A 15436-nucleotide genomic window follows, 5' to 3' on the forward strand; every position below is an offset into this window, starting at 1 on the left:
TATAAGCAATAAAACGTCGCACATTTAAGGGACTCCATCAACCTGCCACCCCGCTGGCATCATCAACCCGGGTTATTCCGGCCTCTTTCCAGACCAGCTGCACCAAAGCCGCACTAAAGCCGCCTTAGAGCCGTCTTAAAGCCGCTCTTAAATTACACCCGCCCTTTCCCGATTTTCACAAATGCCTTCCACAGGCCGGTTGTTTTGGCATGAATTTTCCGTTGTGAACACAAACAATGTGCATCAGGGATCAGGGAACCCCGGCTTATTCAAGGGGTTTATTCTTAAAGATATACTACCAGATTTCATTGTTTTTATTTAATTTTCAAAAAGAATTAATTTTAAAGAACAAGTCCGTATTCAATAAAAAGGCGATTTAAAACCAATTGTATGAGAGGAGTTAACAGAGTAATGCTCATTGGCAACCTGGGTAAAGATCCGGATGTACAATATCTTGAAGGAAATATAGCCGTAGCAAAGTTTCCCCTGGCGACAACAGAAACGTATAAAGACCGAGCAGGTAAACTGATCTCCCAAACGGAATGGCATACAGTGGTACTGTGGCGCGGACTTGCCGAGCTGGCCCAGAAATACCTTCACAAAGGCAGCCTCATTTATGTGGAAGGCCGCCTGCGTACCCGCAGCTGGGAAGACAAAGAAGGTAATAAGAAATTCGCCACCGAAATCGTAGGCGATAACCTGATTATGCTGGATAAACGCGGCGACGGCCATACAGGCTTCTCCGGCCCGGCAATAAGCTCAGGCGAGTCTATGGAAGGCTTCGACAACGACGATATCCCGCCTCCCCCTACCCATGGAGACCCTTCAGAAGGACTGCCTTTCTAATCGTAATCCAACAAACTCGTATTATAACGATGTTCTTTAATTGCCTTAAAAAACCTGCATCGGATTTTTCGTTCATTACGGCGTAACTTTCTGAAAGAAAAATTTGATGTAGGTTTGGCACTATTAAAAGCAACAATATTGGCTACTGATCACCCGTTTTCGTTCCTGCCGGCCGTTTACCCCGGCGGAATCGCAGCTATAGATACGCAGGCTACTACCGTTTTGGTGATCCTCCTGGTCATCCTGCTGGCATTCTCATTTGCCGTATCGGGCGCCCAGGTGGCGTTTTTCTCGCTTACGCTGAAAGACGTGAACATGCTCAAAACAAAACAGCAGAACGCCTATAAACGTATCATAGACCTGCTCGAAAATCCCAAGCAGCTGCTTGCCAACCTCGTCGTAGCCAATGTTATTGCCAATGTAACCATCGTTATCATCGCCAACCTGGTAATAGATGACGTAGCCAACCTGCAAAGAATTGAAATGGTTTGGCTGCAGTTCCTCATCAAAATAGTAAGCATCGCAATATTGCTGCTGTTGTTCGGCGAAATCCTTCCCAAAGTAGCAGCCACCAATAACAATATCCGGTTTGCACGCGATACAGGCATCATTATAGAAGCAGCAAGCTACCTGTTCAGCGGCCTTTCAAAAAGACTGCTCCGTTTGTCCGATGTCATTGAAAAGAAATTCGCTGTCAGGGCTACCAGCTACCATCTCTCAGAACTAAACGACCCCGATGCCGATACAGAAGATGAGGCCGCAGAAAAAGAAAAAAATATCCTGCAGGGCATCGTCAAATTCGGCAACATTACGGTTAAACAGGTCATGAAAACCAGGGTCGACGTCTCCGGTATTGAATATAATACCAGCTTCAGCGAACTGGTGGCCAGGGTCGAAGAACTGCACTACAGCCGCCTGCCCGTTTACAAGGAAAATCTCGATGAAGTGGCAGGGCTCATTCATACAAAAGAACTGCTGCCCTATCTCGACCAGCCCGATAATTTTAACTGGCATACCCTCATGCAGCAACCTTATTTCGTGCATGAGCAAAAACTGATAGAAGACCTGTTGCAGGAATTCCAGCAGAAAAGGATCCACTTTGCCGTGGTTGTCGACGAATTTGGCGGCACCAGCGGTATCGTTACCCTCGAAGATATTGTGGAAGAAGTGATCGGCGATATCAAAGACGAATTCGACGAAGAAGAAACTTTCTATAAAAAGCTCGACGACAGCACCTATATCTTCGAAGGCAAAACCATGATCTTCGACGTGTGTAAGGTCATGAACCTGCCACTCGACACGTTCGATTCCGTAAAAGGCGAAGGCGACTCCCTCGCAGGCCTCATACTCGAGATAGCCGGAGAAATTCCACAGCCCGGCCAGGTGATAGTACAAGGCGATTTTGAATTTACTGTGCTCGAAATCGAAAAAAACAGGCTCCTGAAAATTAAAGTGGCGATAAAAATGGAAGCCGCGTAGGGAACCTTAGTTTTGCATCAAACTTTTTTACATTGCGTTACTTTCCAGGGTTTACCTCGTTTCCCGTTATTTTTTTGCTGGCAGTGCTGCTGGCAGGCGTTATGCCGGCGTGTAACTCGCCTTATACTCCCAAACCCAAAGGTTATTTCAATATTGCCTTCCCGACCAAACAATATCAGTTGTTCAACGAGCCCGGTTACCCCTATTCCTTCGAATACCCGGTATATGCACAGGTAGTAAGAGACACTGCCTTCATGGGCGAAAAACCCGAAAACCCATGGTGGATAAACGTCGATTTTCCACAATTCCACGGAAAAGTTTATATCAGCTATAAAACCATAGGCGCCTACAAACTCGAAAAACTGCTGAACGACGCCTTTAACATGACCAATAAACATTCCATGAAAGCCAATGCTATCAACGATTCACTGATAACAACAGCAAACGGCATCCATGGCATGTTCTTCAACGTAGGCGGCGACGTAGCCACTGCCAATCAATTCTTTCTGACAGATTCTACCCGCCATTTCCTGCGCGGCGCCCTCTATTTCGATGCCACGCCCAACCAGGATTCCCTGCTGCCTGTAAATAATTTCCTGGTAGCAGATATGAAGCACATGATCGAAACGTTTAAGTGGAAATAAGGAAACCCCAACCACTAAATTTTTAGAGTTAACTTTGTCTCTTAATTGATGTGTGATGATAGCGATAGATAACGTATTGATCAGTGATGCAGTAGTAGAGGAGCAGTTTGTATGCGACCTCAACAAATGTAAAGGCGGATGCTGCGAAGACGGCGATGCCGGCGCACCGCTCACCAAAGACGAACTGAAGCACCTGAACAATTACTACCATGTACTGCTTCCCTATATGACCCCGGAAGGGATCAGGGAAATTGAACGACAGGGTAAATATATTTACGACGCAGAGTTCGGCTGGGTAACCCCAACTATCAACGGCGCCATATGCGCCTATGGCTACCGCGATGAACATAACATGATAAAATGCGCAGTGGAACAGGCTTATAACGACGGTAAAATACCCTGGAAAAAACCTATCAGCTGTCATTTGTTCCCTATACGCATCAGCTCCAGCGATATTGAGCCCGATATGGAATACGTGAACTACGAACCAAGGGAAGACCTCTGCAAAGCCGCCTGCAAACTGGGCAAACAGCTAAAGGTGCCCGCTTATGTCTTTTTAAAAGAAGCTATTATCCGCATGTACGGGGAGGATTTTTACAATACGCTCGACGCTACCGCCCAACACATGAAAGCTAATAAATAATCCTTATCCCTATGAAGGAAACAGCAGCTGGTTTCATCGCAAAAAGTACTATTAAGGCCGGCGACAAAGAACATCGCCGTAAGATCAACTTTAATATCAATCGCTATAACGCAGCCGTACCGTTAGGCAAAAAGCAGTTCTCCAATGTGATGCTCGCCCGCGAACGCGCAAAAAATGTGAAATGGCGCGCCATAGAAACACTTGACCAGCAGCTCGAAGAATTCGAACGCACCATCACCGCCCGCGGCGCAAAAGTAATATGGGCCCTGGATACCGGTGAAGCGCTGGCAGCCATAGGAAAGATCTGCGATGAAAAAGCCTGCAAAACCGTTGTCAAAAGCAAAAGCATGGTAACGGAAGAAATTCACCTGAACCAGTTCCTCGAAAAACGAGGCATCGAAAGCGTGGAAACAGACCTCGGTGAATATATCCAGCAACTCGACGGCGAACCGCCTTACCATATCATTACCCCGGCCATGCACAAGAACAAGGAGGATATTGCCCGCCTGTTCGCCGATAAACTGGGCGTACCGCAGGGCCTCACCCCCGAAGAACTGACCAAAGTAGCCCGTCAGAACCTCAGAGATAAATTTGTTCAGGCCGAAATAGGCGTTACAGGCGCCAATTTTATCGTAGCCGATGTAGGAGGCATTGCTCTCACCGAAAACGAAGGGAATGCCCGTTTAAGCTGCGCCTGGCCCAAAACGCATATCGTGATCGTGGGACTCGAAAAGGTCATTCCTTCTATGCAGGACCTCGCCTTATTCTGGCCACTGCTCTCTACCTACGGCACCGGCCAGAAGGTAACAGTGTACAACTCCCTCGTCACCGGACCCCGCCAGCCCGGCGAAACCGATGGCCCCGAAGAAATGTACGTGATCCTGCTCGACAACGGCCGCACCAACCTCCTGCAGGCACCCACACGCGAAGCATTGTATTGCATCCGCTGCGGCGCCTGCCTCAACGCCTGCCCCGTTTATAAGAACATAGGCGGTCACGCGTATGAAACAACATACAGCGGCCCTATAGGTAAGGTCATTACACCGCATCTGCGCGGCATGAAAGAGTACAAACACCTTAGTTACGCCTCCAGCCTCTGCGGTAACTGTACCGAAGTTTGCCCCGTTCGCATCAACCTTCATGAGCTACTCATGGAAAACAGGCATGAAGCCGTTGTCACAGGCGAAAGCAGCCTCAGCGAACGCATCGCCTGGAAAATGTGGCGCCAGGCCAGCCTCAACCGCAAAATGATGAACCTCGCCAACGGCAACATCAAGAACAAAGTAGTGAACACCATCTTCAAAGGCTGGAAACAACATAGAGATGAACTGCACTTCAGCCAGAAAACATTCAACGAAATGTGGGCCGAAAAAAAGAAATCACTTTAATGAAACAAAGAACGGTATAAGCACTACTCTTTAAAGATATTGCCATACAATCCATCGATGAGCGCCTTCCAGTCGCTAGCAGTATTGATATCGCCATTGCATATAAAGATCAGCCCTTTCTTATCAACAGGATTATAGGAAATAAAAGACGAGACGCCGTTTGCTTTCCCCGTATGCATATACAATACCGCTCCATGCCCCGTTGTGTACTTCGACCAGGTATAAAACGCCGGCAGAAAATCATCCGGCGTCAGCGTTTGTATAGCCTTGCTGTCAAAAACCTGCACATTACCCCATTTCCCCTGTTGTGTCCATGCTATCAGAAAATGAGCAAGCTCCTGCACATTGGTATGCAGGCCACCGGCAGGATAATCGGGAAAACCACCATACCCCCATGGCTGGTTTTGCTTCAGCGAATCAGAATAACTGTAAGGCATAGCCAACGTCAACGAATCTATTTCACGCAGAAACCATCCCGTGCAATTCATCTCAAGCGGCCGAAATAGTTTTGACTTGCAATATCTTTCAAAAGACGTCCCCGTAATACGTTCCGCCAGGTACCCCAGCAAGGCTATCCCCATATTGGAATAAGCAGCCTTTGAACCCGGTGGATAGTTATAAAAGTTCTTCTCCTGATCGTAATGTTTCCCCTGGAACGAAAAGTATTCCCTGATAAAAGTCCCCAATGGAATCACAGGATCACCATGATTGGCATCCCAGAACTGGCCCAGATAATCTGCATTATCATCAATGGAGGAGGTATGTTTCAACAACTGCCCGAATGTAATAGCCGCCAGCGGAAAATGCGGGTTAACCAGTTTGAAATCGAGATACTTGTTCACATCATCCTCCAGCTTAAACCTGCCATCGGCATAAAGCTGCATCATCGCCGCCGCAGTGAGTGTTTTAGAAACAGAAGCAGCTTCAAAAATGGTTTTATCTGTTACCTTCTTTTTCATCTTCAGGTCCTGATAACCATAGTATCCGGTCCATATAATTTTACCGCCGTCAATAGCAGCTGCCTCAAAACCAGGAATATGCAAGGCTGCCATTTTTTGCTTCACCAATATATCTGCTACCGGCATCATGCCGGATACAGTATCTGTTCCCTGTGCCTCCTGCGACCTGCAAACACAGGCAGTTAAACATAGAATGGTAAAAAGAATGTATTTCATATAAACAGTTAGTGCTTTTTTAACCGGTCCCGGCCCGGAAAATATATCTCTACAATTTATCATAAAAAAAGTCAGGGAAGAACAAGGCTGCTGCCTTATTTTTCCCTGACCTGTCAATTATAAACATCCCGGTTACCCGGACTTACTGTTATTAGTGCCTGAAATGCCTCATATTGGTCATAACCATCGCAAGGCCATGATTTACACAATATTCAATACTGTCTTTGTCGCGGATAGAACCACCAGGCTGAATAAATGCTTCAATACCTTCAGCATGCGCGATCTGAACACAATCATTAAAGGGGAAGAAAGCATCAGATGCCAGCACAGCGCCTTTCAGTTCAAAATTGAATTGTTTCGCTTTTTCAATAGCATGACGCAGCGCATCGATACGGCTGGTCTGACCACAACCTTTACCTACCAGCTGCCTGTCTTTTATCAAAGCAATAGCATTGCTTTTCAGGTGCTTGCAAACGATGTTCGCAAAAGCCAGGTTGGCTTTTTCCGCATCGGTACAAGGGCGGGCGCCTACTTCATTCCAGTCTTTGTAATTGCCTTCATCAGCACCCTGAACAAGTGTACCATTCAGCAGTGACTTATATTGAGAAGCCTGTGTAGCCTTTGCACCGGTAAGCTGCAACAATATCCTGTTCTTTTTGCTTTTCAGGATGTCCAGCGCATCAGCATCGAACGCAGGCGCAATAAGCACTTCAAAGAAAATTTCATTGATGGCCTCTGCTGTAGCCTTGTTAACCGTAGCATTGGTTACCAGCACACCGCCAAACGCACTTTCAGGATCACCCGCCAAAGCAGCATCCCAGGCCTCTTTTACAGTAGCACGGGCAGCAATACCACAAACATTGGTGTGTTTAATGATACCGAAAACAGTAGCATCGGCATCACTGAACTCCTGGATCAGCTGAATGGCAGCATCTACGTCAACCAGGTTGTTATAAGAAAGCTCCTTCCCGTTCAACTGGCTGAATAAAACAGTAAGATCACCATAGAAAGTAGCAGACTGATGCGGGTTCTCACCGTAACGCAGCGACTGCTGGCTTTTCTGCTGTACCGTTTGAATAGCAGTAGCCGGGTTAAAATAGTTGCTGATAGCTATATCATAATGCATCACCACCTCAAAAGCTTTGGCAGCAAAGGCCTTGCGCTGCTCGATGGTAGTAGTGCCTTCCTGCTCTTTCAACAGTTGCTCAAGCTCTCCATAATCGTCCTTGGCTGCAATAACAACCAGGTCGCGGAAATTCTTCGCTGCAGCCCTTATCATAGAAGGACCGCCAATATCGATCTTCTCGATGATCGCTTTCTCTTCACTGGTATTACGCAGCGTCTCCTCGAAAGGATAGAGGTCTACTATCACCAGGTCAATTTCAGGAATATTGTATTGCTTCATCTCAGCCAGATCCTGCGCCTCAAAACGCCTGCCCAGGATACCACCAAAGATCGAAGGATGTAAAGTTTTAACCCTTCCGCCAAGAATCGACGGATAGGTAGTAAGGCTTTCCACCGCCACACACGGCAGTCCGAGGTCTTCAATAAATTTCTGGGTGCCGCCGGTAGTATAGATAGTGATGCCAAGGCGGTGAAGTTCTTTCACAATGGGCTCAAGTCCGTCTTTGTAAAAAACAGAGATTAAAGCAGACTGGATTTTCTTTTGCATGCCGATATATATGTTTGATAGAAATACGGTGTTACAACTCCATTACAAACGCCCCTGAAGTGGCAACGGAATGGAAGCGCAAATGTAGGCTGTCGCATTGTTTTTTCCATTTTTCTATTTTCCACAGGGGATTGCTGCCGTCAAAAACCAGCTGAGCGCCCGGAAACAAAGCACACAGCCGCGTTAGCGGCATCTCCGGCGGCCCCGTTAAAAGTAAGATATCCACCGGCTGCGCCTTCATTTGCGCCGCCGGAAACCAGCCCGGTTTTATATTGGCCAGCCGTTTGCCGCCAAACGTCACCACTGTAAATGGCTGCTGCACCGGCAAAAATACGGTCCTCCGGATGCGCCAGAAGGTCTGCGAAGCCAACACCGGCCCCTCACCCAGCAGGTATTCTGTTCTCCCGTGAATAAAGCCCGCCACCGTTTTCCCCGGCACCTGGTACACCACAATCCTGCATTGCCGGCTGGCCCGTACCAGGCTGCACACCTGGGCCAGCACCAATAACACTGCAACCACAAAAGCCGGCAGCAGGCGATGCCCTCTCCTGTCGCCTTTACGCCACGCCCAAAGGCAGCAGCCAATAAAAAGATAAAGCAGTATCAACTGCAAAGGACCCAGCTGTACCGCCTTCGTAAGCGCAAAAGGAATATGATCCATATAACGGATAAAATCATTCATCCACCTGATCCCCGTTTCCACCGCCAGCCCAACCATCCTGGCAAACCCCGGCCACCAAGCAACAGCCACCAGTAAGATCTCCAGGTAAAGCACCAGCGCCGACAACGGCACAGCCACCAGGTTGCTTATCAGGAATAGGTGCGGGAACTGGTGAAAATGATATAACAAAACAGGAAAAGTGAACACCTGCGCCGAAACGCTCAGCGCTATCATCTGCCAGAGATACAACACCAGCCTGTTCTCAAACCCCGGCCAGCGATAAACCGCTTTATACAAAAGGGCAATGCCACCAACCGCAGCATACGACAGCTGAAACCCAACGTCCCACAACATATACGGATCATATACCAACAGGCAGAAAGCAGACGCCGCAAGGTTATTAGCCAGCTGATGCCGCCTGCCAATGACCTGACCCACAGTAATAAAAGAAAACATAACCGCGCTGCGCAACACAGAAGCCTGCGCGCCGGCAAGCAGCGTAAATGCCCAAAGAACAGCCAGCATCAGCAACGGCCGCCACCACCCCTGGAGTGGAAAACGCCCTCCACAGGTTAACACGAACACCAGCATTCCATAGATCAAACCCAGGTGCAGGCCGCTGATCGCAATAATGTGCACCACTCCCGTACGACTATACGCCGCCAGCAGCTCTTTATCGAGAGCAGTGCGATCGCCAATAAGCAACGCCACCGCTATAGCCGCTGCTTCAGGCTGTTTTATATAGCTGTACAGCACATGGGTCACCCAGGCCCTTGAATCATATAAGGCCGCCCGCACATCATACCCCGGTTGCTCCGGCAACATCAGGAAACTCCCCGGCGGCAAATAAACCTGGTGATGCCAATGATGCAAACCACACCACGAAGCATAGTTGAACTGCCCCGGGTTACCATTGCTGCTGATAGGCTGCAATGGTAAACTAAATACAATACGACTGCCATATAACAACAAAGCAGCACTTGCACCTGCACTGTCTCTCTCAATCCGGCCAGCGCCGGCCAGCGCTTTTGGCCGCCCCGCGTACAATATGATCTCCCCTTCTGCCGGCTTCCAGCGCCCGTCCAGGAACAAAGCGGTAACAGTAGCAACAGCTTTTCGGGAACGCACTTTCTCCTCCGGCCGCTCGTTGATCACAGCCGCTACCGGTATGCCAGGCCTATACCAGTGCCCGTACCACAGCTTCCGGTTACGCACATCGGCCTTGTACATAATAGCCGCTCCACCCGTTGCCACCAATAACAAAAGCACTACCCCCTGACACCAGCGCAGCAGATACCGGTAAGCTAATGGCAGCAGGTGCCATATCAGCAGCAACACCAAAAGAATAGCAGAAACAACAGATAAATGAAGCAGTGAAGGCCGCAGGTAATGATAACAGCTGATGCCGCCAATAAGCGCCAGCAATAATCGCAGAAACGGTGTTTTCCTGTAAAGGCTTAGCATAGGAAAGGGTTTATAGGCAACCTGCCTTATATACCGGCAGGTGTTATCGGAAAGCTGTTTTTACACAGGCGGAAAGTATTCCACATTCTTAAAACGCGAACGGGGCCTGAGGCCCCGTTCGCTATTATGTTATGCTGAAACAGTTTGTTCGCGTAATACTTTTTGGATCACAGCCACCAGCTTTTCACCTTTCTCTTTGATCTGTTCCTCTGTCCACAACAGGCTGATGCCGGTTGAAATACAGCGGCCAATAACGGCGTCACTTGCAGAGAAATCCTGGGTCTTTAACTTAACCAGCGCCTCGGTTTGTGCAGCTGATAAAGCATGAAGCGACTTTACTTCCTTCAGGTGATCCCATTTGCGGATATAATGCCAGTTGTTATCAAACCAGTAAAAGTTACCCGCTGCAATACCCTGCGCCTTTAATTCAGTGATCACCGCGCGGGCAATATCCTGGGAAGGCAGGAACCAGCTTAACTGCGAGCAGCTGTCCCCTTCAGGATCAGGAATGGTCCTGAACGAAACCTCAGGCACCTGTGAAAGAATTCCTTTCAGTAAACCATGATTTTTCTTCTGGATGGCCAGGAATTGATGCACCTTCCCGATCTGCGCTAAACCAACAGCAGCATGCAATTCAGAAATACGGTAATTGTACCCGAGGAAAGGATGCTGGTCTGCTCCCCTGTCGGCACCGCCTTTATGATCATGCCCATGATCGGAATAACCGTCACTGTTGGTATAAACCGCTTCGCTATTGGTCATCACCACACCGCCTTCACCACAGGTAATGGTTTTTACAAAATCAAAAGAGAAAGTACCCGCATCACCAATAGTGCCTACATATTTTCCTTTATAAGTAGCGCCAATGCTCTGACAGGCATCTTCGAGCAGGATAAGCTTATGCGCTTTACAGATCTGCTGCAGTTCATCCAGCCATGCCATGCTGCCGCACATATGCACCGGCATCACACACTTGGTTTTAGGCGTGATAGCCTTACGCACAGCCTCAGGATTTAAAGTAAGGGATTCGTCAACATCTACCAGTACGGGCACAGCGCCTGTGCTCAATACCGCTTCAAAGCTGGCCACAAAAGTGAATGCCGGCATGATGATCTCATCACCTGCACCAATACCCAATGAAGCCATGGCAGTAGTTAATGCAGAGGTGCCGCTCGAAGTAAGCTGCGCATACTTGCTGCCGAATGTTTCACAAATAGCTTTCTCAAGCGCTACCGCTTTCCAGTTACCTTTACGCGCACCGTCAAAACCATAACGCATAATGATACCGGTTGACATGACGTCGTTGACTTCCTTTTTTTCTTCCTCGCCGAATAATTCAAATCCTGGCATATGTATTAGTTGAATGTTATAAATCTGCTTTTACAACGGCAAAATTAATCCTATTTCGGGATTACCCAGCCTTTCTCGGTTTTAATGAACTCCACCACATTGCTAAGCGCACTCTCGTTATTATTCTTGTCGAGCGTGGTAATGGCCACATAACAGTTTTTCCAGTCGTAAGGAAGGTCGTTATTGAAGATATTGAACGAGAATTTGCCCTCCTGGCTGGTAACGATCACCTGCCTGGGCTGCTTGCCAAGTACCGCAGGCGTATTGGTAAAATATACAACGATCCCCTTAACAGGCTTACCCGGGTTCTTCAATTCGGCGTCGATCTTCAGGAACGGGTTTGCCGCATACTGGCGCTCACTTTCCCTAGCATTCACGATCATAGGTTTGCCCGGCGGAATACTGTCTATCCAGGGCATTGGCGGAATAAGCGCCGGGTATTTGTAATACCTGCTCTGTAAACTGTCATTCCAGCCGTTGGGATTGGTTTCAAATGTTTTACTGCTGAAATAAGCGCTGCCCTGCACATTCTCATACTGGCGGAGTATCTCTATCTGCTCCGGTATCTGGCGACGGTTGCGCCAGGCCGTATTGGTTCCGGCACGGTAAATACCATGGCCTATATATACCTGCGTGCCATAGGCATGATCGGACCACCAGCTTACCAGCGTTTCAAAATCACAGAGTTTATGGTCAATTTCCCAGTATAACTGCGGTACTACATAGTCAATCCACTCTTCTTTCATCCAAAGCAGGATATCCGCATAAAGATCGTCATAGTTGGTAGTGCCCGCACGCGTATCGCTGCCTTCAGGATCCTGGCTTTTGTTACGCCACACGCCAAAGGGACTGATACCGAACTTAACACGCGGATTGGCCTCCTGTATAGTATGATGCAATAACTTGATGATGCTGTCGCAGTTGCTGCGCCGCCAGTCGTTTTTACTCATCCCACGGCCATATTTCCGGAAGCTTTCATTATCGGGAAACTCTTTGCCCGTAATACGATAGGGATAGAAATAGTCATCCATATGAACCGCATCGAGATCATAACGCATCACCAGGTCGCGTACCACACCCGCTACATGCTCCATCACTTCCGGACGCCCCGGATCAAAATAACGGATATTGCCATAGGTAAGGAACCATTCAGGATGACGGCGGGTAATATGATTTTGAGCAACAGAAGATTTGCCTACATGAAATACCGCACGGTAAGGATTAAGCCAGGCATGAAATTCCATACCACGCTTATGCGTTTCCTCGATCATGAACTGCAGCGGATCATAAAAAGGCTCAGGAGCCAGCCCCTGCCTGCCATTCAGATATTCACTCCAGGGCTCCAGCGCAGAGGGATAAAAAGCATCGGCAGCAGGACGTACCTGCATGATGATAGCGTTCATACCATTACGCTGGTGCATCTCCAGCATACGTATGAACTCAGCCTTCTGCTGTTCCACACTCAGCCCCTTACGGCTGGGCCAGTCGATATTTTCTACCGTGGCCACCCATACGGCACGAAACTCATACTTGGGTGAATACTGCGCCCGCGCAGTTCCTACCATCAAAGCCATTAAACCGGCAAGCCATCCAATGCAGATCCGCCTCATATCTCAAAAAAGAAATTAAGTGAACTGCGAAGATAACCGTAATAGCCAGCTATTCGTTACGCATTTTATCTAATAAACTGTTTAAAGTAGATGCTTCCTCGGGAGTGAGCGCCTGCGACACCATTTTATCCAGCTCATGGTTACGCACATCAAGCCTGTCTAAAACAGCAACCCCCTTCTCACTAATGGTAATATCCACCAGCCGCTTATCGGTTTTGCAAGGCTGTTTTTCAACAAGCTCTTTTAAAAGCAGCCTGTCTACAATCCTGCTGGTATCGCTCATCTTGTCAAGCATACGCTCGCGGATCTGTAAGGTACTGAGCGGCTTCGCACTGCCACGTAAAATGCGCAGGATATTATATTGCTGAGGAGTAATATCTTCCGGGTCGAGAAAACGTTTTTGTTTTTCAGTGATCCAATTTGAAGAGAAGATAATATTGATCATTACCTTCTGGTATTCATTACGGAATTTGGATTGGTTTATAGCTCTGTCGATGCTCATAGCGTATTGAATAACGGATTAAGGGAGTTACCTTCTAAAGATAAGCTTTTTTTAATTTTATTCCTCCCAAACCGTCAAGCCTTCGCTGCAATTTGCACAGATGTCTATATTTCTTCTGCTTGTCATTAATTCACGCCTGAACTGCCGGTAGTTCTCATTATTCCAGGCCTGCTTAAAAGATTCAACCCGCATATTCCCCAACTGGTGCATCGCATCCTTATCAAAACAACACGGAACTACCAATCCGTCCCAGGTGATCACATTGGCATGCCAAAGCTTCCAGCAATGGTTGTTCAAACCGCTTTTGATGGTCATTTCACCGTTTTTATTACGGCGATAACGGCTGTATTTATCGATAGAAGGGATCAAATTATGCGGATCATTCTCATAATCATACACTTGCGCAGTCTTAAAACGCACCTGGTCCACGCCTATCTCCTTGGCCAACTGCTTAATCTCCTCTATCTGGTGCTCATTGGGCTTCACCACCAGGAACTGGAAGAACACAAAAGGCTTTTTGCTGTTCAGCTCCTTCTTCCACTTTACAATATTGCGGGCGCCCTCAAGCACTTTGTCAAGTTTACCCCCCACACGGTACTGCTGGTACACATCCTGGGTAGTGCCGTCAATGGAAATGATCAGCCTGTCTAACCCGCTTTCCACCGTTTTCTTAGCCCTTTCCTCCGTCAGGTAATGCGCATTTGTGGAAGTAGCCGTATAAAGCCCCTTACTGCTGGCATACTTCACCATCTCCAGGAAATCAGGATTCAGATAAGGCTCCCCCTGGAAATAAAAGATCAGGTACAACAGCTCCCTGGAGATCTCATCGATAGTGGTGCTGAAAAAATCCTTTTTGAGCATGCCCGTAGGACGGGTAAAAGAACGCATACCACTGGGACATTCAGGGCAACGCAGGTTGCACGATGTGGTGGGCTCAAAAGAAATGGAAATAGGATACCCCCACTGTATAGGTTTGTTCCGCAGCTTGCTCAGCTGGTAACTGGAGAGTACCTTAAGTGCGTTCCATATGCGCCGGGGCGTTAGCTTCGACACCAGGTTAACGCTATCATTGAAATTGAAATACGCCATGATGTAGCTGTAAAAATAGGGATATTACTGCTGGATTCGCATATAAATCAGCACTTTTGCAGGCATTAGCACTTATCACTGCTTCATGGCAAATAAACCCATCGTCAAAAACCGCCGCACCTGGCGCCACCTCACTTCGCAGTTACTACTTGCTACCCTGCTATGCGGCGGGGGCTGGTACCTGCTGCAGGAATGGCTCGCCGAACAGGAAGGTTTTGAACACTATACCGGGTTTAATATCAACATCCCACGCGGCTACAAGCTGCATGGCATAGATGTAAGCAAACACCAGGGAACCATTAAATGGCCCGCCGTAAAAAACATGCAGGACAAAGACGTCCGCATCGGGTTTGCCTTTATAAAAGCTACTGAAGGATTGGGCAATGTAGACAGGCAGTTCCGCCGCAACTGGGCCAAAGCTAAAGACGCCGGCATCCCTCGTGGCGCCTATCACTTTTTCATCGCCACCAAAAGCGGACGCGCACAGGCGCTCAACTTCATCAATACTGTACAGCTGGCCCCCGGAGACCTCCCCCCCGTGCTGGACGTAGAACAACTCTACCGCTCCAAACCCGCCCAAATGCGTAAAGAAGTAAAAGCCTGGCTCCAAATGGTAGAAGACGCCTATGGCGTAAAACCAATCCTGTATTCCTATGTCGATTTCTACGATAAATACCTCGGTTCCGAGTTCAACAGCTACCCGCTATGGGTGGCGCATTATATGCAACCCGAACGCCCGCGCATAACACGCAACTGGCTCTTCTGGCAACACAGCGAAACCGGCTTCGTCAACGGCATCAGGACAAATGTCGACTTCAACGTCTTTAACGGCGATACCACCGCATTCAGAAAACTACTGATCAAATAAAAGCAGCAGCGCAAGTCATTGAAGAATACGGCCAGCGCCAGAATG

The 15436-nt window shown here is 48.2% G+C and carries 13 protein-coding genes; 6 read left to right on the plus strand and 7 right to left on the minus strand.

Features of this window, described 5'->3' with window-relative positions:
- The first annotated feature begins 390 nt into the window (after window positions 1–390).
- From ESB13_RS15735 to ESB13_RS15755, 5 genes are all read left to right on the plus strand, one after another.
- Window positions 391–846, plus strand: a complete 456-nt coding sequence (locus ESB13_RS15735) for a single-stranded DNA-binding protein (protein ID WP_129004591.1) — start codon at window positions 391–393, stop codon at window positions 844–846.
- Between the two features lie 114 nt (window positions 847–960).
- The gene (gene gldE, locus ESB13_RS15740; RefSeq protein WP_246022572.1) at window positions 961–2325 is read left to right on the plus strand and encodes a gliding motility-associated protein GldE; all 1365 of its coding nucleotides are present in this window, start codon (window positions 961–963) and stop codon (window positions 2323–2325) included.
- Between the two features lie 32 nt (window positions 2326–2357).
- Complete coding sequence (gene gldD, locus ESB13_RS15745) at window positions 2358–2969, plus strand: gliding motility lipoprotein GldD (protein WP_246022574.1); 612 nt, start codon at window positions 2358–2360, stop codon at window positions 2967–2969.
- A 55-nt stretch (window positions 2970–3024) separates the two neighbouring features.
- Window positions 3025–3612, plus strand: a complete 588-nt coding sequence (locus tag ESB13_RS15750) for a DUF3109 family protein (RefSeq protein ID WP_129004592.1) — start codon at window positions 3025–3027, stop codon at window positions 3610–3612.
- An 11-nt stretch (window positions 3613–3623) separates the two neighbouring features.
- Window positions 3624–5000, plus strand: a complete 1377-nt coding sequence (locus ESB13_RS15755; RefSeq protein ID WP_129004593.1) for a LutB/LldF family L-lactate oxidation iron-sulfur protein — start codon at window positions 3624–3626, stop codon at window positions 4998–5000.
- Window positions 5001–5023: 23 nt separating this feature from the next.
- Here ESB13_RS15755 and ESB13_RS15760 read toward each other — a convergent pair whose 3' ends face one another.
- The 7 genes from ESB13_RS15760 to ESB13_RS15790 all read right to left on the minus strand — a co-directional run bounded on the left by ESB13_RS15760 (window position 5024) and on the right by ESB13_RS15790 (window position 14523).
- Window positions 5024–6175 (minus strand): serine hydrolase domain-containing protein, encoded by a 1152-nt coding sequence (locus ESB13_RS15760; RefSeq protein ID WP_164974230.1) that lies wholly within the window; start codon window positions 6173–6175, stop codon window positions 5024–5026.
- Between the two features lie 151 nt (window positions 6176–6326).
- Entirely contained in the window at window positions 6327–7847 is a 1521-nt protein-coding gene (purH, locus tag ESB13_RS15765) for a bifunctional phosphoribosylaminoimidazolecarboxamide formyltransferase/IMP cyclohydrolase (RefSeq protein WP_129004595.1), read from the minus strand.
- Window positions 7848–7878: 31 nt separating this feature from the next.
- Window positions 7879–9972, minus strand: coding sequence for a ComEC/Rec2 family competence protein (locus ESB13_RS15770; RefSeq protein ID WP_129004596.1), 2094 nt, complete (start codon window positions 9970–9972; stop codon window positions 7879–7881).
- 129 nt (window positions 9973–10101) lie between these two features.
- Entirely contained in the window at window positions 10102–11322 is a 1221-nt protein-coding gene (locus tag ESB13_RS15775; RefSeq protein ID WP_129004597.1) for a DegT/DnrJ/EryC1/StrS family aminotransferase, read from the minus strand.
- Between the two features lie 50 nt (window positions 11323–11372).
- On the minus strand, window positions 11373–12932 hold the full coding sequence (locus tag ESB13_RS15780; RefSeq protein WP_129004598.1) for a glycoside hydrolase family 10 protein: 1560 nt from the start codon (window positions 12930–12932) through the stop codon (window positions 11373–11375).
- A 49-nt stretch (window positions 12933–12981) separates the two neighbouring features.
- Window positions 12982–13434, minus strand: a complete 453-nt coding sequence (locus tag ESB13_RS15785) for a MarR family winged helix-turn-helix transcriptional regulator (protein ID WP_129004599.1) — start codon at window positions 13432–13434, stop codon at window positions 12982–12984.
- 57 nt (window positions 13435–13491) lie between these two features.
- Window positions 13492–14523, minus strand: a complete 1032-nt coding sequence (locus ESB13_RS15790; protein WP_129004600.1) for a radical SAM/SPASM domain-containing protein — start codon at window positions 14521–14523, stop codon at window positions 13492–13494.
- A gap of 85 nt (window positions 14524–14608) precedes the next feature.
- On the opposite strand from ESB13_RS15790, the gene ESB13_RS15795 reads away from it, so the two are divergent.
- Window positions 14609–15391, plus strand: a complete 783-nt coding sequence (locus ESB13_RS15795; protein WP_129004601.1) for a glycoside hydrolase family 25 protein — start codon at window positions 14609–14611, stop codon at window positions 15389–15391.
- The last annotated feature ends 45 nt before the right edge of the window (window positions 15392–15436 follow it).

Origin of the sequence: Filimonas effusa (genome assembly GCF_004118675.1) — a bacterium.
Lineage (GTDB): Bacteria > Bacteroidota > Bacteroidia > Chitinophagales > Chitinophagaceae > Filimonas > Filimonas effusa.